Annotated in this window: 16 protein-coding genes and 1 pseudogene; 12 read left to right on the top strand and 5 right to left on the bottom strand. The window is 70.8% G+C overall.

The window, feature by feature from the left end; translation table 11 throughout:
- The 3 genes and pseudogenes from CSR00_RS18830 to CSR00_RS18820 all read right to left on the bottom strand — a co-directional run.
- Positions 1 to 365 (bottom strand): annotated as a pseudogene (locus CSR00_RS18830) (acyl-CoA dehydrogenase); the annotation flags it as partial.
- Between the two features lie 130 nt (positions 366 to 495).
- The gene (locus tag CSR00_RS18825; RefSeq protein WP_099023944.1) at positions 496 to 2,082 is read right to left on the bottom strand and encodes an aldehyde dehydrogenase family protein; all 1,587 of its coding nucleotides are present in this window, start codon (positions 2,080 to 2,082) and stop codon (positions 496 to 498) included.
- 315 nt (positions 2,083 to 2,397) lie between these two features.
- Positions 2,398 to 3,867, bottom strand: coding sequence for an acetyl-CoA acetyltransferase (locus tag CSR00_RS18820; RefSeq protein ID WP_099023943.1), 1,470 nt, complete (start codon positions 3,865 to 3,867; stop codon positions 2,398 to 2,400).
- Positions 3,868 to 4,172: 305 nt separating this feature from the next.
- On the opposite strand from CSR00_RS18820, the gene CSR00_RS18815 reads away from it, so the two are divergent.
- A complete protein-coding gene (locus tag CSR00_RS18815; RefSeq protein ID WP_099023942.1) occupies positions 4,173 to 5,039 on the top strand; it encodes an SDR family NAD(P)-dependent oxidoreductase in 867 nt (288 codons plus the stop codon).
- A 350-nt stretch (positions 5,040 to 5,389) separates the two neighbouring features.
- Here CSR00_RS18815 and CSR00_RS18810 read toward each other — a convergent pair whose 3' ends face one another.
- Positions 5,390 to 6,823: an aldehyde dehydrogenase gene (locus CSR00_RS18810; protein WP_407662475.1), complete on the bottom strand. Its 1,434-nt coding sequence runs from the start codon at positions 6,821 to 6,823 to the stop codon at positions 5,390 to 5,392.
- On the bottom strand, positions 6,820 to 9,243 hold the full coding sequence (locus CSR00_RS18805; protein WP_245906243.1) for a CaiB/BaiF CoA-transferase family protein: 2,424 nt from the start codon (positions 9,241 to 9,243) through the stop codon (positions 6,820 to 6,822). Before CSR00_RS18805 ends, CSR00_RS18810 begins: the two co-directional genes overlap by 4 nt.
- Before the next feature lie 279 nt (positions 9,244 to 9,522).
- Here CSR00_RS18805 and CSR00_RS18800 point away from each other — a divergent pair, with 279 nt between their 5' ends.
- The 11 genes from CSR00_RS18800 to CSR00_RS18750 all read left to right on the top strand — a co-directional run bounded on the left by CSR00_RS18800 (position 9,523) and on the right by CSR00_RS18750 (position 22,288).
- Positions 9,523 to 13,038 carry a TM0106 family RecB-like putative nuclease gene (locus tag CSR00_RS18800; protein ID WP_099023940.1) on the top strand — a complete coding sequence of 1,172 codons (3,516 nt, stop codon included), beginning with the start codon at positions 9,523 to 9,525 and terminating at the stop codon, positions 13,036 to 13,038.
- A 450-nt stretch (positions 13,039 to 13,488) separates the two neighbouring features.
- Positions 13,489 to 14,424, top strand: a complete 936-nt coding sequence (locus CSR00_RS18795; protein ID WP_099023939.1) for a universal stress protein — start codon at positions 13,489 to 13,491, stop codon at positions 14,422 to 14,424.
- A gap of 24 nt (positions 14,425 to 14,448) precedes the next feature.
- Positions 14,449 to 14,910, top strand: a complete 462-nt coding sequence (locus CSR00_RS18790) for a hypothetical protein (protein ID WP_099023938.1) — start codon at positions 14,449 to 14,451, stop codon at positions 14,908 to 14,910.
- Positions 14,907 to 15,830 (top strand): hypothetical protein, encoded by a 924-nt coding sequence (locus tag CSR00_RS18785; protein WP_099023937.1) that lies wholly within the window; start codon positions 14,907 to 14,909, stop codon positions 15,828 to 15,830. Before CSR00_RS18790 ends, CSR00_RS18785 begins: the two co-directional genes overlap by 4 nt.
- Before the next feature lie 61 nt (positions 15,831 to 15,891).
- Complete coding sequence (locus CSR00_RS18780) at positions 15,892 to 17,361, top strand: V-type ATPase 116kDa subunit family protein (protein ID WP_245906241.1); 1,470 nt, start codon at positions 15,892 to 15,894, stop codon at positions 17,359 to 17,361.
- Positions 17,319 to 17,780 (top strand): ATP synthase subunit C, encoded by a 462-nt coding sequence (locus CSR00_RS18775; RefSeq protein ID WP_245906239.1) that lies wholly within the window; start codon positions 17,319 to 17,321, stop codon positions 17,778 to 17,780. The genes CSR00_RS18780 and CSR00_RS18775 overlap by 43 nt, the downstream gene beginning before the upstream one ends.
- A gap of 1 nt (position 17,781) precedes the next feature.
- Positions 17,782 to 18,000, top strand: a complete 219-nt coding sequence (locus tag CSR00_RS18770; RefSeq protein ID WP_099023935.1) for a V-type ATP synthase subunit F — start codon at positions 17,782 to 17,784, stop codon at positions 17,998 to 18,000.
- Entirely contained in the window at positions 17,997 to 18,521 is a 525-nt protein-coding gene (locus CSR00_RS18765) for a hypothetical protein (RefSeq protein ID WP_099023934.1), read from the top strand. Before CSR00_RS18770 ends, CSR00_RS18765 begins: the two co-directional genes overlap by 4 nt.
- Entirely contained in the window at positions 18,512 to 20,239 is a 1,728-nt protein-coding gene (locus CSR00_RS18760; protein ID WP_328514734.1) for a V-type ATP synthase subunit A, read from the top strand. Before CSR00_RS18765 ends, CSR00_RS18760 begins: the two co-directional genes overlap by 10 nt.
- Positions 20,236 to 21,618 carry a V-type ATP synthase subunit B gene (locus CSR00_RS18755; RefSeq protein WP_099023933.1) on the top strand — a complete coding sequence of 461 codons (1,383 nt, stop codon included), beginning with the start codon at positions 20,236 to 20,238 and terminating at the stop codon, positions 21,616 to 21,618. Before CSR00_RS18760 ends, CSR00_RS18755 begins: the two co-directional genes overlap by 4 nt.
- Before the next feature lie 10 nt (positions 21,619 to 21,628).
- Positions 21,629 to 22,288: a V-type ATP synthase subunit D gene (locus CSR00_RS18750; protein WP_141564400.1), complete on the top strand. Its 660-nt coding sequence runs from the start codon at positions 21,629 to 21,631 to the stop codon at positions 22,286 to 22,288.
- The last annotated feature ends 240 nt before the right edge of the window (positions 22,289 to 22,528 follow it).

The following is a 22,528-nucleotide window of genomic DNA, read 5'->3' as shown; positions in this document are numbered from 1 at the left end:
TGCAGCCACCGCGCCCGCTGTTCCTCGGTGGCGAACAGGTGCAGCGTCTCCATGTTGCCGGTGTCGGGGGCCGCGCAGTTGATCGCCTCCGGGGCGATCTCGGTGCTCCACCCCGAGATCTCGGCCAAACCGGCATACTCCAGGTTGGTCAGACCCGACTCCGAGGGCAAAAACAGGTTCCACAGGCCCCGCTCACGGGCCAGAACCTTGAGCTCCTCGACCACCGGAGGCACCGTGAAATCCTGCGGGCCGGCCTGCGCGCGGTACTGCTCGTAGGAGACCTCCGCGGGCAGGACATGCTCAACCATGAACTCGGTGAACCGTTTCTGATAGTCCTGAGCCTTGGCCGACAGCGCGAAGTCCATACAGCGTCCCTTCGTTGTGCGATAACGACACCTGCCGGTGTGCATTCGGATGATCCGCCAGCCGGGCCCGCTCCGATCGGATCCCTTTGGTGTGCAGCACTTCCGGAGGGTCCAGGACCATACCGCGCCATCACCGGCGCGACGACCCACCGTCGCCGCGGCGGCCCAGCCGGCGACGCCAGTCGTGAGCGCCGAGCAACCGGGAGACCCTCGCCACCACACGTGATTTCGCCGGGATGATCGGGTACCAGAGCGGCTCGGTCTTCAACGAGACACGGTCTTGCACCACCGACTGTTGCCGGCAGTATTTCAGCACTCCCTGCGCCCCGCCGAATCGGGTTCCCAGGCCCGAGTTCTTCCAACCACCCATCGGCACCGGCAGTTGGAACGTCGCCACCAATGCGTTGTTCACCGACACGGAGCCGGCCTCGATCCGGCGGGACAGCCGGTCCGCACGCCGGGGATCACGAGTCCAGAGACTCGAACTCAGCCCGTAGTCGGAATCATTGGCCAACGCGATGGCCTCGTTCTCGTCGCCAACCTCCATGATCGCCATAGTGGGACCGAACGTCTCCTCGCGCATACACCTCATCGAATGGTCGACGTCCACGAGCACGGTCGGTTCGAAGAAGTTGCCGTCCGTCCGGCGCTGTCCGCCGGTCAGCACGCGCGCACCCTTGTCCAGCGCATCCTGTACGTGGTCGGCCACGATGTCGACCTGTTCGGCCGTCACCATCGCGCCGATGTCAGTGGTGAAGCTCCCCGGCGCGTCCATACCCTGGCGCAGCGCGGCCACCTTCTCGGTGACCTTGGCGACGAATTCGTCGTAGACCGGCGCCTCGACGTAGACACGTTCGACTCCGATGCACGCCTGGCCCGAATTGGTCATCGCGCCCCACACGGCGGCTGTGGCGGCCCGCTCGACATCGGCGTCGGCCAGGACGATGAAGGCGTCTTTTCCGCCGAGTTCCAGGCTGCAGGGGATGAGCCGTTCGGCACAGCGCACCGCGATGTTCCGGCCGGTACGGACCGACCCGGTGAACATCACCATGTCGACCCGATCGACAACTGCCGCACCCGCGGCACCGCCTCCGGTCACAACATCGAGCACCGGCGGGGCGCCGATGTCCTCACGCCAGCCACGTACCACCTCGCGCCAGGTCAGAGGCGTGACCTCCGAGGGCTTACTGGCCACCGCGGCGCCCGCAACCAGGGCGCCGACCACATCCATCATGGGTCCGGCCAACGGACCGTTCCACGGCGTAATGAGACCGACCAGCTGGTGGGGACGAACCTGAACACGAAGACGGCGGATCGCGTTGGCGAGGCCGGCGGGCCTGACGGCGCGGTCGGCGAGGAAGGATTCGGCGTTGTTGGCGAAGTAGTTGATCACATCGATGGCCACCGCCATCTCCATCGACGCATCCGCCCACGACTTGCCCGCCTCCGCCTGGACCAGCCTCAAGAGCCGCTCTTCATTATCGAGCAGCCAGTCCAACCAGCGCAGCAGGTACCCGATGCGCCCTCGGGGACCCAGCGCTTCCCACTCCGGCTGCGCGGTGCGCAACTCCTCGCAAATCCGTGCCACCTCAGCGGCATCGAGGTCGTCGACGGCTCCCACGATTCGCCCGTCCGCCGGACAACGCACAGCTATCTGCGGCCGGTCGTCGTCGCGATGCCCGGGCGCAGCGTCTGACACGGTGCGGTCGATCGTCATTGACTTCCCTCTCCATGCGGTGGTGACTTACCTAACACGATAAGATTCGTCGTCGCCGTCATGCAATGCACGAAACCTCCGCCGCTCCCGACGATTCGGTCCGGACGGCCTCTGCACCAGATCACTATAGTCGACATAAAGCTAATGACAATAGGTTTATTGAGCCGGTTCGCGCGTCCCCGGCGCGACGCACGTGCGCCGGCGCCAGGCCCGGTGCTATGTCCTGTGTATGTCCAGGATCCCGGGCAAACTCCCCACGGATGATTTTCCGCCCGGGCGGCTCACGTCGTGGACCCCGCCGCCGGAGAACCCAGATCAGTCGAACACCGCCGTGCCGTCGGGGTTGACCCGCACCGGGACGCCCGCCAGGTCGCGGTGGACGGCATCGGCCACCACGGCGAGGTCGTCGAGGGTCGCCAGGGTGCGCCCACCGTCGGGAGTGCAGACCGCGACGAACAGCCGCTGCGGACGCCCTTCGCGGTCGAACTGCGCGGTCCAGCTCTCGACGTGTCCCGCGCCCTGCCACGTCGTGTGCAGCACTCGGACGCTTTCCCGGTCGACCTCTGCTTGCACATCTTCCCAGCGGAATTCGCCGCGGGGAGGTTCCGTTCCATACACACCGAAGCTGTGCTTGGTCAGATAGCCGCCATTGGCGGTCACCAGCGCCCGCCGGCCCGCGCCGTTCCTCAACCGATCGGCGACCGTCGCGATCGAATGCGTGACGTAGTTGTTCCAGGGACCTCCGGCGAACGTCAGCCCGCCCGTCACCGTCACGGGACGCCCGGGATCGTCCAACGACAACCCGAGTTCGTCCGCGGCCACCTGCACCGCCGACGGGAAACACGAGTAGATGTCGATCAGGTCGATCTCGTCGGCGTGGAGCCCGCTAAGCTCCTGAACCCGCGCACCGGCGACACGGATCGCCGGCGAACGGTGCAGCTGCGCACGCTCGCCGACCGCACAGGTGTCATGGGCATCGCTGCCGGCATAGGGGAACACCCACCGATCAGACGGGATCCGCAACCGTCGGGCCATCTCCGCCGACGCGAGGATGACGACGGCCGCCTGATCGACCATGTTGTTCGAGTTCATCAACTTGGTGTACGGCCACGCAACCATGCGGTTGTCGGGGCGTGGCCGCCAGATCTGCTCCGCGGAGAGCTTTTGCCTGGACCAGGCATGGGGATTGTGCTGCGCCACGAAACTGAATCGCGACCACAGTTCGCCGATACGCCGCCGATGAGCGTCCATCCCCTCCCGGTTGGCGATCCGCAGCGCCTGTTCGAACAGGGGGTACACGTAGGCCGGGCGATCCAGCCCGATCCGCTCGTCCGCCTCCCCGACGAACGGAACGTCTGCTCCCCGCTCGGCCGGAGCGACCGCGTCGTCCTGCCGCGGCCAGTCCGGTCTGCGGCCTTCGGCACGCAGTTTCATCCTCGTCCGCCACGCTTCACCACCGGCCACCAACACCACATCGACACGTCCGGACTGGATGTCGAGGCATGCCTGGTTGACCAGGCTCTGCGGCACGTTACCGCCGACGCCGCTGTAGGTCGTCCTGTTCGGGCGGGCCCCCAGCAGCTCTGCGAGCAACCTGCCGGGGTCGCGATATCGCCACGACAGCAGGTTCACGACATGGACCGTCTGGACCGACTCCAACAGGTGCGCCGGTGCGGCGGCCCGCGCCGCCAACTCCATGAGGCCCACCGGGTCGAGCGCCTCGTCGGGAGCCGAGCGCTGATTGACCTGACCGGTGCCCACGATCACGGGCGTGCGGTTGTCCATGGCCGATTTGTCCTTTCTGCCGCGAGGCAGTCATGCCGAACGTCGGCATCGAGCTTGTTGTTTCTGCGAGAGAGCGAAGCACGATCGCGAACCGGGCTGCGAGGCACCGGATACGCCTCCATCGGCATGTTTCGACGGTCGACCCTATCAGCGAGCGTCGGGTGATTGACGGCATATACCTATTCACGTAAGGTTTATCGGCGAGGTGGTACACATCACACGCGCGGTCCGCTGAGTCCCCCGCCACAGACACGTCGGTGCGAGAACACCGACAGCGCAGCGGTCGCCGATCCCGAAGGAGAACGATGAAGCTTGACGGCAAAGTTGCGGTGATCACCGGCGCCGGATCCGGACTCGGTCGACACTGCGCACAGCTGTTCACCGCCGAGGGCGCCAAGGTCGCCATCGTCGACATCGACGGCGACCGCGCCGAGCAAACCCTCAAGCTGGTCGAGGAACAGGGCGGCCAGGCGATTGCCCTCACCGCCGACGTCGCACAGCACGATCAGATCGCCAGCGCGATCGACGCCACGGTGGAGAAATTCGGAAAGCTCGATATCGCCTGGGCCAATGCGGGAATCGTGTCGCGTGGTGGCGTTCCCACCGTGGCCGGTGGCGAATTCGTGGCGTTCGAGGATCTGACCGAGGCGGACTGGCAGCACGTTCTGGGCGTGAATCTCAGTGGTGTCGTCTACACCGCACAGGCGGCCGTACCCCACCTGAAGACAAACGGCGGCGGCACGATTCTGGCGACTTCATCAGCCGCATCCCTTGTCGCCTACCACAACATCGCGATGTACTCGGCGACCAAAGCCGGGGTCAACGGACTGGTGCGCGGCCTGAGCCTCGATCTGGGGCGCTGGGGAATCCGGGTGAACGCGATCGCCCCGACCCATGGCATGTCACCCAACTTCCTGATGCCGCCGGGCACACCCGTCGTCGGCCAGTCCTACGAGGAGGTGGCCGGGCCCTGGAACCCGACGGTCTCGCCGATTCCGCTCAAGCTTGCTCGTCCACCGTCACTGTCCGACAACGCGAAGGTTGCGTTGTTCCTGGTGTCCGACGACTCTGCCTACATCTCGGGTGCCACCATCGGCGCCACCGACGGCGGCACCCTTGCCCGTGTCGGCATGTGGTTCGACGAAGACCTCAACCCCGAATCCGTGACATAGGTACCCGAACGGAAGCCACGCCCACTGCGGAACGTGTTCCCTCGAACCTCGACTTCGACTTCGATGCCGATGTCGATGTCGATGTCGATGTAAATGTCGATGTAAATGTCGATGTCGATGTCCACCACCGACCCCGAGACATTCTCACGCCACCCCGACAACCCGGTCACCAGCGATATCGGCAGGGGCGTCCCGGCGGCAGGATCGCCAGGGCAACCATCCACGGTGACCATCGCGATACCGCCGAACGGTTTCGGCGAGCCCGGTGACGCTCGACGCGCGGCCCGCAGGGGCGGGCCGCGCGGCGTCGGTCAACGATCGGCATCAACGGTCGGCATCAACGGTCGGCATCAACGATCGGCGCAGTAGATCGACTTCACCGCCAGGTAGGCATCCAAGCCTTCCGGCCCCAACTCGCGGCCCAGGCCGCTGTCCTTGACTCCGCCGAACGGGGCACGCACATCCAGCTCGTAGCCGTTGACGCCGATCGAACCGGTGTCGATGCCGCGCGCGACATCGGTGGCGCGTGCGGCATCGGCCGACCACACGGTTCCGGCCAGGCCGAACGGACTGTCGTTGGCGATCCGCACGGCGTCCTCGTCGTCGCGGTAGGGCGTCACCGTGACAACGGGTCCGAAGATCTCCTCCTGGGCTATCCGCTGCGCGTTGTCGACGTCGGCGAAGACCGTCGGCTCGACATACCAGCCACGTGTCGTCTCAGGCGGAATCGAGCCACCGACAACGCATCTGGATCCCTCACGCCTACCGATGTCGATATAGTCGAGCACCCGGGCACGCTGACGCTCGCTGACCAGTGGACCGATTTCGGTCTCCTCGTCGAGCGGGTCGCCGATGACCAGGTCCGCGGCCATCGCGGCCACCGCCTCGACGATCTCGTCGTATCGCGACCGAGGAGCGAGGATTCGTGAACTGATGTGACACGTCTGACCGTTGTTGACAAAGGATGCCTCGCGAAGTCCGGCGATCGTCGAGTCGAGCTCGGCGTCGTCGAGGACGATCGCCGCCGATTTGCCACCCAGTTCCAGGGTGACCGGGCGGATCAGACGCCCACACACCTCGCCGATCGCCCGGCCCGCCGCGGTGGAACCCGTGAACGCCACCTTGTCGACACCGGGATGAGAAACCAGATGCGCGCCCGCCACGGTGTCACCCGGAACCACGTTGAGCACTCCCGGCGGCAGGCCCGCCTCGATGGCGGCCTCGGCGAACACCAGCGCATCCAGGGCGGTTTCGGGCGCGGCCTTGAGAACGACGGAGCAGCCGGCGGCCAGCGCGGGAGCCAGCTTCATGACCGCCAGCGCCTGTGGATAGTTCCACGGCGTGATGGCCGCCACCACGCCCACGGGTTCGCGGCGCACGATGGTCCGGCCGATTCTGCTCGGACGGACGTCCTCGATGGCGGTGTTGGCCATGAGCTTCCCGTAGTAGGCCACCAGCGCGGCCGGAAACACGCCGTTGACCGCGCGCGACAACGTGATCGGCATCCCGTTCTCGCGGCTGACCAGCTCCGCGGTGGCCTCCGCCCGGGAATGCAGCGCCCCCGCGAACCGCTTGAGCACCTCGGCGCGCTCGGCAGGCTGGCAGCGCCGCCACTGCTGCGCCGGGGCAGCACGCGCGGCGGTTACCGCGGCGTCGATATCGGCCTCGGTCGCGCACGGGCCGTCGGCGAGCAGCTCACCGGTCGATGCCTCGAGAACCGGTATCGACCCGGCCGCCTCGCGGAAACCGCCGTCGATGAACAGTCCAGTGGTCGTCGTGGTCACAATTGGCTCCCTGCGGTGGATGTCGGGAGCGGGTCCTCGAAGAGCGCTCCGTCTGCTACGAGTTGATCGATCTCGGGATCCGGCAGTCCCAGCAGCCGCCTGCAGACCTCCCGAGTCTGTTCCCCGGGCATCGGTGCGGGAGACAGTCGCGCCGGTGCGATGCCGCCGAACCCGGCCGCAGCCGTCTCGGTCGGCAGCGGTGATTCCAGCAGGGGATGCACCATGTCGGTGTAGAGGTTGCGTGCGCGCAGGTGCGGGTCGTCGAGCACATCACCGGCCCGGTTCATCGGCGCGGCCGGTACGCCGGCGCACTGGAGTTCTTCGGCCAGCGACCGCCAGCAGTGTCTGGTGGTCCAGTGCGCCAGGACGTCGGGCAGTTCGATACGCGAGACCCATCGGTCGTGCTGCGTTCGCCACCGTGGATCGGCCAACAGTTCGGGTGCCGAGAGCACCGAGGCCAGCGCGCGCCAGTCGGCGTCGTCGCGGACGGACACCACACCCCAGTCATCGTCGCCGCTGCCGGCGACGACAAGATGAACGCCTTCGTCGTCGCGGACCGGGATTCCGGAGAGGCGTGCCGACTCGGCCGCATAGACGACGTCGAGCTGGTTGATGGCGACCTCGGCCTGCGAGACGTGAACGTGGCCGCCGAGACCGGTGCGTTCGCGGCGGATCAGTACCGCCAGGGCGGCTGTCGCAGCGACGCGTGCGACGACGTGGTCCGGGAAGACCGTGGTGGAGTCGCAGAAGGCAACGTCGCCCGACCGCTCCCGATCGGTCCACAGCCTGGTGATGCCCGTGCTGGCACGGACCAGCGGCCCGTAACCGAGGTGGGTTCGCCATGGTCCACCGTCGCCGTAGGCGCTGCTTTCGGCCAGGACGATCTTCGGGTTCAACGCGCGCAGTCGCGGATACGAGAAACCCAGTGAGGCCAGTGTCCCCGGTTTGAAATTGGCCAGCACCATGTCTGATTCGGCAACCAACCGTCCGAACAGTCGGGCACCGGCGCGATCGCGCAGGTTCAGTCCGATGCTGAGCTGGTTGCGGTGCGTCCACGCGAACGATTCACTGATGGCCTGACCTGCCCGGGTTTGTCGCAGTCCGTCCGGGTAGGCGGGACTCTCCACCTTGATCACTTCGGCCCCGAGATCTGAGAACAGCCGTCCCAGCTCACCGCCGGCCACGATGACACCGAGATCGAGAATCCGCAGGCCCTCGAATGGCCGCGATACACCGTCGCCGCGGCCGGCCACGGGTTGGTCGGGTCGTGTGGCAGCCCAGCGCGCCTGCCCCGCTTCGGCCGCGGGCATCATGTGACGCACACCGGTTCTCACACCGTCGACAACCGTGCATCCGTCGGGAGCGGTGACTGTCGTCGCCGGGTCGAGGTCGAGATCGGCAAGGGCCCCGGTCGCGCGGAAGTGCTCGTTGTGGAGCACCTCCTCCGGGGTGGCCACCGCTGCGATCGGTACGCCGAAAGTCAAACCCTCGTTGACCAATTCGTCCATTGTCCGGTCGGCGAACTTCGTCGATACCAGCCTGCCGATCTCATCGAACACCGCGAACCGAGCCCCGATCGCATCGTATGCGGGGTCCTGGAACTGCTCGGGCTCGCCGAGCCAGGCCCGCAGTCCACGCCACTGCCGCGGGGCAAGTACACAGATCCGAACCCAGCCGTCGGCGCAGGCGAAGACCGGATACGGGTCCGGTCGGCGGCTGCCCCGCCGGGGCGGGCCGCCGAGCCTGCGTGCGGCGGCGGCCTGCCCCTGGGAACCGAAGGGGGGGTCCAACGCCTGCAGCACGGCCTCATAGCGCGAGAAATCGATGTAGTCGCCCCGACCGCACCGTAACCGGCGGTGGTACGCGGCCAGGCCGGCCCAAGCGGCTTGCGCTGCCGCGGTAGCCGTGGCAATCCCCGTGGGCGGCAGCACGGGCCGTCCGTCCCGCCGGCGCGACCTCGTCAAGGCCGTGGACAACGCGTAGTACACCGCATCGGTGGCCCGCCAGTCCGACTTGGGGCCGCTTCGTCCGAAATCGGTCACCGACATCGCGACCAGATGTGGATAGCTGGTCACCAGGTGGGCGCATGACAGCGCGAATGCCGCCACGTTGCCCGGGTCACCGCTGTCGACGACGATGTCGGCGCCGGCGATCAAGTCCAGCAGGCGGTTCCTGTCGCCCTCGCTGCGAGGGTCCAGAGCGGTGGCCCGTTTGTTCGCATTGTGCAACGCGAACGGCAGGCTGACCACGTCGGCGAACGGCGGGCCCGGGGCCGGTGACCGGCCCGAGATCTCGACCTTGAGCACGTCGGCACCAAGATCGGCCCACGCACGGGTGATCAGGTCGGCATCGGGGTCTGCGAGGTCGAGTACGCGCACCCCGCGCAGTGGTAGTTCCGCACCACGGTTCGGTTCCTCCACGCTTATGCCTTCAGGACAACGTGGTTCTCGTCGGCCGAGAATCGGCCGTGGTGTTCGCGGGATGCGGTGGACGGCAGGCAGCGGCGACAGGACCACGAAAACTCATGTCACTAGGTTAAAGAGCTGGCCGCAAACGCGTCAATACCTTATTTGGTTAGGTTTATTGCCGGCCTCTCGGCCCGTGCGCCGCCTGGAGCCGAGTGCCGGACCCGCCCGCTCGTGGCCGCAGTCCCCGGCGGTGTCGGGGCGCTGTCATACAGCTGCCCTACAGTGGCTGCTGTGCTCGTCGCCGACGGCCGCGTCCTCTACAGCGCATCCGACCTCGCCGCAGCCGCGCGCTGCGAGTACGCGCTGCTGCGGGCCTTCGACGCCAAGCTGGGGCGCGGTCCGGCGGTGGCCGAGGGCGACGCCCTGCTGGCCCGCACCGTCACGCTGGGCGAGGAGCACGAGCGCGGACGCCTGGAGGTGCTGCGGGAGAGCTCGGCGCGCGGTGAGCACGACGTCGCCGTCATCGGCCGGCCCGCCTACACCCCGGCCGGTCTGACCGCGGCCGCCGAGGCCACCCGGCGCGCCGTCGAGGACCGCGTCCCGGTCATCTACCAGGCCGCCGTGTTCGACGGCCGGTTCCTCGGCTTCGCCGACTTCCTAGTCCTCGACGGCGACCGCTACCGGGTCGGGGACACCAAGCTCGCACGGTCGGCCAAGGTCGAGGCGCTGCTGCAGCTGGCCGCCTACGCCGACGCGCTCACCGCCGCGGGTGTCCCCGTCGCTCCGGAGGCCGAGCTGGTCCTGGGCACCGGCGTGGTGCGCCGCTACCGCGTCGACGAGATCGCCCCGGTCTACCGGCGCCGCCGCGCGGCCCTGCAACGCCTGCTCGACACCCACCTCACCGGGGGCCACCCGGTGCGCTGGGAGGACGACCGGATCCGCGCCTGTTTCCGCTGCCCCGAGTGCGCCGCCAAGGTTCGCGAGACCGACGACCTGCTGCGGGTGGCCAACATGCGGGTCAGCCAGCGCGCCCGGTTGATCGACGCCGGGATCACCACCATGTCCGCCCTGGCCACGCATCGCGGCCCGGTACCGGGATTGCCCGTCCGCGCCGTGGACGGCCTCACCGAGCAGGCGCGGCTGCAGATCGCGCCCCGCGACGACGACCGGCCGCCCTACCGGGTGGCCGACGCCCAGCCGCTGATGGTGTTGCCCAACCCGGACCGAGGTGATCTGTTCTTCGACTTCGAGGGCGACCCGCTGTGGACCGACGACGGCCACGACTGGGGCCTGGAGTATCTGTTCGGGGTGCTCGACGCCGGCGACGGATTCCACCCGCTGTGGGCGCACGACCGTGCCGGCGAGCGCCGGGCGCTGCTGGACTTCCTGGCGCTGGTGCGCAAGCGCCGGCGCCGCCACCCCGGCATGCACATCTACCACTACGCGCCCTACGAGAAGACGGCGCTGCTGCGGCTGGCCGGCCGGCACGGCGTCGGCGAGGACGACGTGGACGACCTGCTGCGCAACGGTGTGCTCGTCGACCTTTTCCCGCTGCTGCGCAAGAGCATCCGCGTGGGAACCGAGAACTACAGCCTCAAGTCGCTGGAACCGCTGTACATGGGCGCCGAGCTGCGCTCCGGCGAGGTCACCACGGCCACCGATTCGATCACCGAGTACGCCCGCTACTGCGAGCTGCGCGACGGCGGCGCCGACGACGAGGCGGCCACGCTGCTCAAGGACATCGAGGAGTACAACCGCTACGACTGCCGGTCCACCCGCAGACTGCGGGACTGGCTGCTGGCCCGGGCGATCGAGTCCGGGGTACCGCCGCTGGGCGCGGTCGCCGTCTCCGGGGCGGTCGCCGGCGCCGGCCCCGGAGAGGCACGGGGCGGCACCGAGGATCCGCTGAGCCGGGCCCTGTCCGGATTCGCCGGCGAGCACGGCGCCGAGCGCTCCCCCGAGCAGACCGCGGTCGCGATGCTCGCCGCCGCCCGCGGCTATCACCAGCGCGAGAACAAACCCTTCTGGTGGGCCCACTTCGACCGGCTGAACAACCCGGTGGACGAGTGGGGCGACCAGAGCGACGTCTTCCTCGCCGAACACGCCGAGGTGGTCGCCGACTGGCAGGTGCCCGACGGGGCGCGCAAGCTGCAGCGGCGGGTGCGACTGACGGGGGCCATGGCCGCCGGTGAGCTGCACCACCGCCCCTTCGCTCTCTACGAGCCACCCGCGCCGGCCGGCCTCGCCGAGGACACCGAGCGACGCGGCTGCGGCTCCGCCGAGGTCGCCTGGTGCGATGACCCCGACACGCCGACCGAGGTGGTGATCATCGAGCGAGAACCCAAGGGCGCGGGCGTGTTCGACCGGCTGCCGTTCGCGCTGACTCCGGGACCGCCGATCAAGACCGACGCCCTGCAGGCCTCCATCGAGGCCACCGCGGCCGGGGTGGCCGCCGCGCTTCCGGTGGTGCCGGCCACCGCCGTGACCGACATCCTGCGGTGCGCCCCGCCGCGCACCCGCGGGGGCGCCGCTCTACCCCGCAGCGCAGATGCCGTGGCGGACATCACCGGAGCACTGCTGCAGCTGGACGGGTCGTATCTGGCGGTGCACGGGCCGCCCGGCACCGGCAAGACCCATACCTCCGGCCGGGTGATCGCCCGGCTGATCAACGACCACCACTGGCGGATCGGCGTGGTCGCCCAGTCCCACGCGGTGGTGGAGAACCTGTTTCGCGACGCCGTCGCCGCCGGAGTGCCCGCCGACCTGATCGCCAAGAAGGACAAACAGGACCGTGACGCGGCCTGGCAGGAGATCGCCAAGAACGCCTACGCGTCGTTTCTCGATGAGCACCGCGGCTGCCTGGTGGGCGGCACCGCATGGGATTTCGCCAACGCCGGGCGGATTCCGCGGAACTCGCTGGATCTGCTGGTGATCGAGGAGGCCGGCCAGTTCAGCCTGGCCAACACGATCGCGGTGGCCTCCGCGGCGCACAACCTGCTGCTGCTCGGCGACCCCCAGCAGCTGCCCCAGGTCAGCCAGGGCACCCACCCCGAACCGGTCGACGAGTCGGCGTTGGGCTGGCTGGTGGCCGGGCACGACACCCTGCCCCCGGAGCGCGGCTACTTCCTGGACCGCTCCTACCGGATGCATCCGGCGGTGTGTGCGGCGGTCTCGCAACTGTCCTACCAGGGACGACTGCGCTCGCACGACGCGGTGACCGCCGAGCGCCGGCTGGCCGGGTGCCCGCCCGGCGTGCGGGTGCTTCCCGTGACCCACGACGGCAACTCCGTGGAAAGCCCGGAGGAGGCCCGCGCCGTGGTGGCGGAGGTCCGACGCCTGCTGGGGCGGGACTGGACCGAGGCACCCGGACGCACCCGCCCCCTGACCCAGCGCGACGTCCTGGTCGTCACCCCCTACAACGCCCAGGTGGTGACGCTGCGCCACCACCTCGACGCGGCCGGGCTCGACGGGGTTCGGGCCGGCACGGTGGACAAGTTCCAGGGCCAGCAGGCCCCGGTCGTGCTGTTCTCCATGACGGCCTCGTCGATCGACGATGTGCCGCGGGGAATCTCCTTCCTGCTGAACAGGAATCGGCTCAACGTCGCGGTCAGCCGCGCCCAGTACACCACGGTGATCGTGCAGTCACCGACGCTGACGGAGTATCTGCCGGGCACCCCCGACGGACTGCTGGACCTCGGGGCGTACCTGCGTCTGATCGAACCGGACCCGTCGGCGGCCGCCGACGTTCACAGCGAATTCTTCACCGGAGATAGCCCGGCACTCATGTCGAGTCGACATCCTGGCTGACATGTCTGCGGTGCGGATCGTAGCGTCCCGTCGGGCCGGCCGTGGTGTGGTGAGCGGCCCCGCTCCCGCACACCGCACCGAGCCGCACGTCGGGCGCCTCGTCGTGCAGCTGGTCGTCACGGCAACGCTGCTGGTCGCCGTCCTCGCCTGCCTGCTCGCGCTTCTGTAACGCCGACGGCCCGGTATCGGTCGGCAACCTAAGGCCTTTCGCGTGCGCCCGGCCGGCCGCGCGGGCGTGACGGCCGGCAGGGTAGGGACTTCCGGCCCTTCCCTCCCGGCAGCGCGCCGGTGTGGAATTGAATCCGATGATCACCGGCACGAACACAGCGGCGCACCGGGCTCCGCGCGGGCCTCTGCCATCGGGTCTGCCATCGGGTCGACCTTCGGGTTCGGCCGCAGACTCGCCCCACCGACCGATGCCGCCGAGCGACCGACGGGGGGCGTGCTGAGATGTCGATCACCGGCCCCGGGCGGGGCGTCGTCGTCGGTGTCGACGGATCCGCAGCGTCGACGGCGGCGACCACCTGGGCCGCAGACGACGCGGCCCGGCGCGGGGTTCCGTTGACCGTGGTGCACGCGGTGGACCCGCTTCCGCCGCCGTCGGCGACCTGGGGGCAGGTTCCCGTGCCGGCCGGCTTCACCGAATGGCGCGACAGCGAGGCCACCAGGATCGCGCAGGACGCGATGGACGCCGCCCGGCACCGTCTGCAGCCCGACGCCCCGGTGCCGCTCTACAGCGACATCGCCTACGGTGCCGCGGTGCCGACGCTGGTCGAGCGATCGGAGCACGCCGAGTTGGTGGTGATCGGCGCCCACGGACGCGGGGTCGTCGGGGCCGCCGCACTCGGGTCGGTGGCCTCCGGTGTGCTGCACCGAGCCCACTGTCCCGTCGCGGTGGTACACCCCCGGGAGTCTGCCGCTCCGGTGTCCCCGCAGGCTCCGGTGCTCGTCGGCGTCGACGGCTCCCCCTCGTCCCGGCTGGCCACCGACATCGCCTTCGGTGAGGCCGCGCGGCGCGGGGCCGGCGTGGCCGCCCTGCACGCCTGGAGCGACCTCGGCGAGCTGGGCCCCCCGTGGATGGGGTGGTCGCCGGCGGAATGGCTGGACATCTCCGAACGGGAGGACGAGACGCTGGCCCGCTGGCTGGCACCGTTCCAGGACCGCTACCCCGCCGTCACGGTGCACCGCCTCGTGGTCAGCGGCCGACCGGCGCGGCGCCTGATCGAGCACTCCGCCGCCGCACAGTTGACCGTGGTGGGCAGCCGGGGCCGCGGCGGGTTCGCCGGCCTGTTGCTGGGGTCGGTGAGCCGGGCGGTGGTCACCACCGTGCAGACCCCGGTGATCGTCGCCCGCCCACCCGCCGACGATCCGGGACCGGCGGCGTGATCGCGACGCCGCGAGGAGGTCGCCGTGCCGCAGTGGCGTGACTTCCTCGAACGCTTCCGCCCGGCGGGCGCCCCGGGCGCCGCGGCGCGGCCCGGAGTGCCCGCCGACCGGATCGCCGACGCATCCGCCGAGCTGACGCCCGTCCTGGGGCTGCTCGACGACGCCCAGGAGGAGGCGGAGAACATCCGCCGCCGCGCCGCCGAGCGTGCCGAGGAGATCCGCCGCGACGCGCGCCGCCGCGCCGAGTCGATGGTCGCGGAGACCCGCGGGCAGGCCGAGCGGTTGCGCGCCGAGACCGAGGCCCGCACCCGGGGCCGAGCCGAGGCCACCAACAACGGGATGCGCTCCGACACCGCCGCCGAGACCGAACGCCTGCGCGAGCGGGTGGCCGAGCGGATGCCGCGCTATGTCGACGACGTGGTGGCCGACGTGCGGGCCTGGCTCGATCGGACGGCAGATCCGGGGACCGGGGCCGAGCGACGGTGAGCGCGGGATGGGTGGCGGGCAATGTCCGCGCCAAGGGTCTGCTGCGGCGGCGGCTCGGGGTTGCCGGGACGCGCGCGGTGGCCTCGATGTCCTCACTGGCCGACGCCCAGCACGCCCTGGCCGAGGGCCCGTACGGGCGCGGTGTCGTGGCGGGGCAGACACCAGCGCAGACCGAGCACGCGGTGAGCGCCACCGTGCTGTGGCATCTGCGGGTGCTGGCGGGCTGGCAGCCGCGCGAGGGGGCCCGCGCGCTCCGTTGTCTGGCCGCCGGCTTCGAGGCCGCCAACATCGTCGCGCACGCCCGCACGCTGGCCGGCGCCGACCCACTACCGGTCTTCGACCTGGGTTCCCTGGCCACCGCGTGGCCACGGCTCGCCCAGACCGGGTCTCCGGGCGAACTGCGGATGGCGCTGTCGGAGTCGCTGTGGGGTGACCCGGGCGGGGAGTCGCCCGCCGATATCGCAGCCGCCGTTCGGGTTTCGTGGGCGGTGCGCGTGGCGACCACCGTCCCCGAGGCGGCGTCGTGGGCCCGGGGCGGGTTGGCTCTGCTCATCGCTCACCGGACCCTCGTGCAGGGGCGCCGGCTGCCCGAGACGGTCGCCACCCGCTCTGCGCGGGTCGTCGGTGCGGCCGCCGCGACCTCGAGCGATCTGGTGTCGCTGGTCGCGGCGCTGCCCCGGGCGGCGCGCTGGTCGATCACCGGCATCGACGACGTCGACGAGTTGTGGCGGGCCGAGGCCCGGTGGTGGGCCCGGCTGGACCGCGACGGCCTTCAACTCCTGACCGGCACGGGTTTCTCCCGCGCGCGTCCGGTGGGGGCGGCCGCGGTGCTGGCGGCCGACGCGTGGCGGTGCCGGGCCGCACTCGGCATGGCCGCCCGCGGCGGCGGACCGATGGATGCCTACGATGCCATCGCCTGAGACGCCATCGCCTGAGACGCCACCGCCTGAGACGCCACCGCCTGAGGCGCCACCACCTGAGATGCCACCGCCTGAGATGCCGGCCCCGAACACCGGCCCCGGACCGGTGCGGCAACGCCGCTGGACGCCGACCCGGATGCAGCGCATCGCCGTGGTCGCTCCGAACGAGTCGCTGCGCGGCGCGCTGGTGCGGGTGGCCGAGGCCGGTGTGGTGCAGCTGGACGACCCCGCCGAAGCCCCGGGTAGCGACCTCGGCGAGGCGGCGCAGTGCCTGCAGCGACTCGGTGGCCTGCCCACCGCGGCGACCGGCACCGGCGCGGCGCGGCTGTCGGCGGCCGCGCCCGACCTCGCGGGGTGGGAACACGACGGCCGTGCCGACCTGGTGGCCGGCGAGGCGCAGCTGCAGCACTACGCCGCCGCGGCGGTGCACCGCGGCGGCGTGGCCGCCGTGGCCGGTTGGTGTGCGTCGCAACAACTCCCGACCCTCGACGCGGCCCTTGCCGACGCCGACGCCGCGGTGGTGGAGCTGCCGATGCCGCGCTCCGTCGACCCGCCGACACTGCTGGCCGGGGGCGGGACGCTGCGCCGCAGCTTCGCCACGCTGGTGCAGACCTACGGGACGGTGCCCTACCGCGACCTGGACCCGTCGATCTGGGCGGGCCTGGTCTACGTGGTGATGTTCGGGATGATGTTCGGCGACGTCGGCCACGGCCTGCTGCTCGTCGGTGGGGCGCTGGCGATCAGGCTGGGCTGGATCGCCCGGCTGGCCTGGGCGAAGCGCGCCTGGGCCTTCCTCGCCGCCGCCGGTCTGTTCGCGATGGTGTTCGGCGCGCTCTACGGCGAGTTCTTCGGCCCGACCGGGGTGATCCCGGTGTTGTGGCTGGCGCCGCTGGAGCAGCCGCTGACGCTGCTGCTGGCGGCGCTGGCCCTCGGTGCGGTGCTGCTGGGGCTGGCCTACGCGGTCGGCGCGGCCAATCGGTGGCGCGAGGGCGGCCTGAAGCTGGCGTTGTACGCGCCGACGGGTATCGCCGGCGCCACCGTGTTCCTCGGCGTCGGGGTGGTGGTGGCCGGCGTGCTGCTGACGACACCGCCGGTGATGATCCTCGGCGCTGTGCTGTCGGGGCTGGGGCTGGCGCTGGCCGTCGTCGGGCTCTACGCGGAGGCCGGCGGCGGGGCGGCGGCGGCACTGCAGGCGGTGATCGGCGGATTCGACCTCGTGATCCGGCTGGGATCCAACGTGGTGTCGTTCGCGCGGCTGGCCGCCTTCGGGATGACGCATGCGGCGCTGGGCTGGGTGGTGTGGCGCGGCGTGGCGGCATTGTGGCCCAACGGCTGGGCCGGAATAGTGGCGGCAGTGCTGCTGTTCGTCGTCGGCAACATCGTGGCCTTCGTGCTGGAGGCCCTGGTGGCGGGCGTGCAGGCGCTGCGGTTGGAGTACTACGAGCTGTTCTCCCGGGTCTTCGTCGGCGAAGGCCGGGGGTTCGCACCATGGCAGCTCACCGTCGACCGATCGGAGAACTCGACATGCTGATGTTCCTCATCGCCCTTCCGGCGCTGATCAGCGGTTTCGCGGTGAGTCTGCTGCTGCTGCGGCGCCGCGGCCCACTGGCGCTGCGGCTGTTCTGGACCGTCAACGCGGTCGTGGTCCTCGCCGGGGTCGTGGTCCTGGCCGCGGCCCTGACCGCCGGGCCCGCCGTCGCCGACTCGGTCGCCGCCGCCGGCGAAGCACCCCCGGGCAGCAACTGGGCGGCCCTGCTGGGAGCGGCGATCTCCGTCGCCGGTTCGTCGATCGGGGCGGCGATCGCCGTCGCCTACACCGGCGCCGCGGCGCTGGCCGCGCTCAGCGAGCGACCCGAGCTGTTCGGCCGCGCGATGGTGATCGTTGGGCTGGCCGAGGGCATCGCCATCTACGGCCTGGTGGTCGCGATCATCCTGATCCAGCAGGCCTGAGATGGGAACGGTTGCCGTGATCGGGGAGCCCGGGCTGGTCGGCGGCTACGCGCTGGCCGGCGCGCTGGTGGTGCCGGCCGCCGACGCCGCCGAGGCGCGCCGCGCGTGGCGCGAACTGCCCGAATCGGTGGCCATGGTGATCCTCACCGCGGCGGCCGCCCGGGCCGTGACCGACGAAGCGCGCCGCACGGGGCCGCTCAGCGTGGTGATGCCCGAATGAGCGGCCTGGACACCGAACGCGCCGGGGCCGCCCTGCGGCCCGTACGGGCGGCGATCCTGCGCCGCGCCGACGACGACGCCGCCCGGGTGGTCGCGGCGGCGCGGGCCGAGGCGGACCGTGTCCTCGTCAACGCCGACCACACCGCTCGGCAGATCGAGGAGAACGCCCGCGCCGCGGGCCGGAAGGCCGGCGCCCGGGCGGCCGACGCCGACGCGGCGGGTCTGCGCAGGGGTCTGCGCCGCCAGGTCCTCTCCGCTCGGGACGACGCCTATCTGAGCTGGCGGCGGCGCGCCACCGAGGCGGTGCTGCAGCTGCGCGCCGACCCCGAGTACCGACGGTGGAAGGACGCGCTGGCGCGCACCGCGCGCGAGGCCCTCGGCGAGGAGGCGCGCGTGGTGGAGCATCCGGACGGCGGCGTGGTCGCCGAGCTGGGCGGGCGCCGGCTGGACCTGAGCCTGCCGGCGATCGCCGCGCGAGCCCTCGACCGGGCCGCCGTGGACGTCGACGGCCTGTGGTCGTGACCGCGCCGCCCCGGGTCGTTCGGGTGTCTGGTCCCCTCGTGGAGGTGGATTGCCCCGTCACGGTCGCCGTCGGCGAACTGCTCAGTCTGGGACCGCAGGGCATTCCCGGTGAGGTGGTGGCGATCTCCGAACGGCGCCTGACCGTGCAGGCCTACGAGTACACCGGAGGGCTCAAGCCCGGGGATGACGCCGCGCCGCAGGGGACGCCGCTGTCGGCGCTGCTGGGGCCGGGTCTGCTGGGCGGGGTGTTCGACGGGCTGCTCAGGCCGCTGGCCACGGCGCCGACCTGGTTGGGGCCCGGGAGCTACACGCACAGCGACGGCCGGCGCTGGCGGTTCGAACCCGGCCACGCGCCCGGCGCCCGGGTCGAGGCCGGCGCGGTACTCGGCGTCGTCCGCGACGCCGGATCGGTCGAACACCGAGTCCAGGTTCCGCCGGGGGTCTCCGGGGTGCTGCACGGCATCGCCGCCGCCGGTGACTATCCGGCCGATGAGACCATCGCGACCGTCGGGGACACGCCGGTGTCGATGACCACGACGTGGCCGGTTCGCCGGCCACGGCCCTACCGCGCTCGCCGCGACGACGTGGCCGCACTCAACACCGGTCAGCGCGTGGTGGATCTGTTGTTTCCCATCGCGCGTGGCAGCACGGCCGGGGTGCCCGGCGGTTTCGGAACCGGAAAGACGATGCTGCTGCAGCAACTCGCCAAGTGGTGCGACGCCGATGTCATCGTCTACGTGGGGTGCGGGGAGCGCGGCAACGAGATGGCCGAGGTCGTCGGCGACATGCTGGACCTGACCGACCCCCGCACCGGCGGCCGCCTCGCCGACCGCAGCGTCATCATCGCCAACACCTCCAACATGCCGATGATGGCGCGCGAAGCGAGCATCTACACGGGGGTGACGGTGGCCGAGTACTTCCGCGACATGGGACACGACGTCGTGGTCATCGCCGACTCGACGTCACGGTGGGCCGAGGCCCTGCGGGAGTTCGCCTCCCGGGTGGGCGAACTGCCCGCCGAGGAGGGCTATCCGGCGACGCTGGCCACCGAGCTGGCGGCGTTCTACGAACGCGCCGGGGTGGTGGACACCCTCGGCGGCGGCGCGGGTTCGGTGACGGTGATCGGCGCGGTGTCGCCGTCGGGCGGGGACATGTCCGAACCGGTCACCGTGCACACCGAGAGATTCGTCCGCTGCCGCTGGACCCTCGACCGCGATCTGGCCTACTCGCGGCACTACCCGGCGGTGTCGTGGTCGGCGTCGTTCTCCCGTGACGCCGAGCCACTGGCCGGGGCGTACGCGGCGACCGGGGACCTCGACTGGGGTGTTCACCGGGCCCGGGTGTTGACCCTGCTCAACGAATCCGATCGGCTGGCCGCGCTCACCGAACTGGTCGGCGTCGCCGCCCTGGCCGACACCGAACGGGTCGAGCTGCTGGGCGGCCGGCTGCTGCGCGAGGGCGTGCTGCAGCAGAACGCGTTGAACCCCAACGACGCCCACTGTTCGGCCGCGAAGACCGCGGCGTTGGTCGACGCCGTGCTGGCGGTGATCGACACCTGCCACGATCTGGTCGCCGCGGGCGTGCCGGCGGAGCTGGTCGAGCAGGTCGATTTCGGTCCCCTGATCCGGGCCCGTGACGACGCCGACCCCACCGACACCTCCGTGGCGGTGGCCCGCCGCGACGAGCTGGTGTCCCGACTACACGAGCTGAAGCGATGAAACCGACGAACTGGATCGATTACACCGGGGTGCGCGAACTGCGCGGGCCGCTGGCCGTGGTGACCGGTGTGGCCGGCGTGGGCTGGGACGAATACGTCGCGATCACGGCGGCCGACGGGACACCGCGGCACGGCGTGGTGCTCGACGTCGCCGACGACGTGGCCGTGGTCCAGGTGCTGGAGGGCACCGCCGGTATGGACACCTCCCACACCAGGGTCCGCTTCACCGGCGAGCCGCTTCGTGTCGTGATCGGCACCGACTGGCTGGGCCGAACCTGCAACGGGCGCGGCGAACCCATCGACGGCGGACCGCCGATCACCGGCGACAGCACCGCCTCGGTCAACGGCGACCCGCTCAACCCGGTGCGTCGGGACCCGCCTGCCGAACCGGTGCTCACCGGGGTCTCGGTGCTCGACGGATTGACCACGCTGGTGCGCGGCCAGAAGCTGCCGGTGTTCTCCCTGCCGGGGCTGCCGCACCTGCAGCTGGCCTGCCAGATCGCCGCCCAGGCCACCACCGGTGGCGAGCCGTTCAGTGTCGTCTTCGCCGGCATCGGCCTGACCCACCCGGACGCGGCCTACGTCCGGAACATCCTCGAATCACGCAGCGCCGCAGGTGAACTGGTGATGCTTCTCAATGCCGCCGACGACCCGGTCATCGAACGCATCCAGACGCCGCGGATCGCGCTGACCATCGCCGAACACCTGGCCTTCCGGGCCGGCCGCCACGTGCTGGTGATCCTGACCGACATGACCAGCTACGCCGAGGCGCTGCGGCAGGTGTCCTCCGCGCGGGGCGAAATCCCGGCCCGCAGGGCGTATCCCGGGTACCTGTACAGCGATCTGGCCTCGCTGTACGAGCGCTGCGGACGCATCACCGGCGAGCCCGGCTCGGTCACCGTGCTGCCGGTGCTCACCATGCCCGGCGGCGACATCACCCACCCCGTGCCCGACCTCACCGGATACATCACCGAGGGCCAGATCATCTTCTCCGCCCAGCTGCACCTGCAGGGCGTCTATCCCCCGGTCGACGCCCTGTCCTCGCTGTCGCGGCTGATGCGCAGGGGCGCCGGGGCCGGCCGCACCCGCGAGGACCACCTGGCGCTGGCCGGCCAGCTGCTGGCCGCGCTCGCGAAGGCCCGTCAGGTCCGCGAACTGGCCGAGCTCATCGGGACCGAGGCGCTGACCCCGATCGACCGCAGCTACCTGTTCTTCCAGGACGGCTTCACCACCGAGATGCTCGACCAGCATCCCGACGAGAACCGCAGCCTCACCGAGACCCTCACGCGGGCCTGGCAGGCCGTGCTGCGGCTGCCGCGCAGCGAACTGTCGATGCTGCCGGAGGAACTGCTGCGCCGTTACGGACAATCCGCCGACTGAAGGAGCCACGGTGCCCACGCTTCAGACACCGCCCGGACGGATGGGGCGGCTCTGGCTCACCGACCGCCTCGAGCTCGCCGAACGGGGCGTCTCGATCCTTGAGCAGAAACTCCGGCTGCTCGCCGAGCGGCGTGATGCGCTGCGCACCCGGGTCGAACAGTCCCGCCGGGACTGGCACGCCGCCTGCCGCCAGGCCGACCGATGGGGCCTTCGGGCCGTGCTGCTGGGCGGCCACCGCGCGATCGACCTGGCCGCCCCGCTCCAACGGGCCACCGTCACCGTCGAGTGGACCACCACCACGGGGGTGCGCTATCCCGAGCGGGCCCGGTGCGCCTTCCCGCCCGACGACGACACGACGATCGTCGACACCGGATCGGCGACCGTGCCGGCGGCCCGGGCCCACCGCGCCGCGCTCGTCGCGGCCGCCGAACATGCCGTGGCGCAGGCCGCTCTGGCCACGGTCGAGCAGGAATACCGCACCACCCAGCTGCGCGTGCGGGCGCTGAGCAAACACTGGTTGCCCCGGCTGCGCGACGAACTCAGGCGCGTCACCCTGGAGTTGGAGGAACAGGATCGCGCCGAGTCCAGCCGACTGCGGCTGGCCGGGATGGGGTACGGCACGTCGGCGGACGCCGCACGGGCCCCGGGAGACGCCCCGGAATCCCGGTGACTCAGTCCGGGTGCCGACGCGTGTGCCGTCCATAGCCGACCCCGTCGTCGGAGTCGGCGCGGTAGTGCCGGCCCGGCCGCGGGTTGTCGACCTCGGAGAGCCGGTGTTTCGAGCGGGACTGACCCGGCGCCGCGTCGGTCGCATCGGGCGCGTCGGGCGCGTCGGGCGCGTCGAGGCGCTCGTGCCGGGCCCGCCCGTCCCCCACCGCATTCGGGTGCGCACCGCTGTGGGAGCCGGCCT

It is taken from the genome of Mycolicibacterium palauense, assembly GCF_002592005.1.
Taxonomy (GTDB): Bacteria; Actinomycetota; Actinomycetes; order Mycobacteriales; family Mycobacteriaceae; genus Mycobacterium; species Mycobacterium palauense.
The sequence above is the reverse complement of the archived record's forward strand: the minus strand, read 5'-3'. Positions and strand labels throughout refer to the sequence as shown.

What these genes read in the sequence shown, in the direction of transcription:
- CSR00_RS18775 (WP_245906239.1), top strand. Translation starts at nt 17,319, where the DNA reads ATGGCAGCTCACCGTCGACCGATCGGAGAACTCGACATGCTGATGTTC.
- CSR00_RS18825 (WP_099023944.1), bottom strand. Translation starts at nt 2,082, where the DNA reads ATGACGATCGACCGCACCGTGTCAGACGCTGCGCCCGGGCATCGCGAC.
- CSR00_RS18780 (WP_245906241.1), top strand. Translation starts at nt 15,892, where the DNA reads ATGCCACCGCCTGAGATGCCGGCCCCGAACACCGGCCCCGGACCGGTG.
- CSR00_RS18765 (WP_099023934.1), top strand. Translation starts at nt 17,997, where the DNA reads ATGAGCGGCCTGGACACCGAACGCGCCGGGGCCGCCCTGCGGCCCGTA.
- CSR00_RS18795 (WP_099023939.1), top strand. Translation starts at nt 13,489, where the DNA reads ATGTCGATCACCGGCCCCGGGCGGGGCGTCGTCGTCGGTGTCGACGGA.
- CSR00_RS18770 (WP_099023935.1), top strand. Translation starts at nt 17,782, where the DNA reads ATGGGAACGGTTGCCGTGATCGGGGAGCCCGGGCTGGTCGGCGGCTAC.
- CSR00_RS18755 (WP_099023933.1), top strand. Translation starts at nt 20,236, where the DNA reads ATGAAACCGACGAACTGGATCGATTACACCGGGGTGCGCGAACTGCGC.
- CSR00_RS18820 (WP_099023943.1), bottom strand. Translation starts at nt 3,867, where the DNA reads ATGGACAACCGCACGCCCGTGATCGTGGGCACCGGTCAGGTCAATCAG.
- CSR00_RS18815 (WP_099023942.1), top strand. Translation starts at nt 4,173, where the DNA reads ATGAAGCTTGACGGCAAAGTTGCGGTGATCACCGGCGCCGGATCCGGA.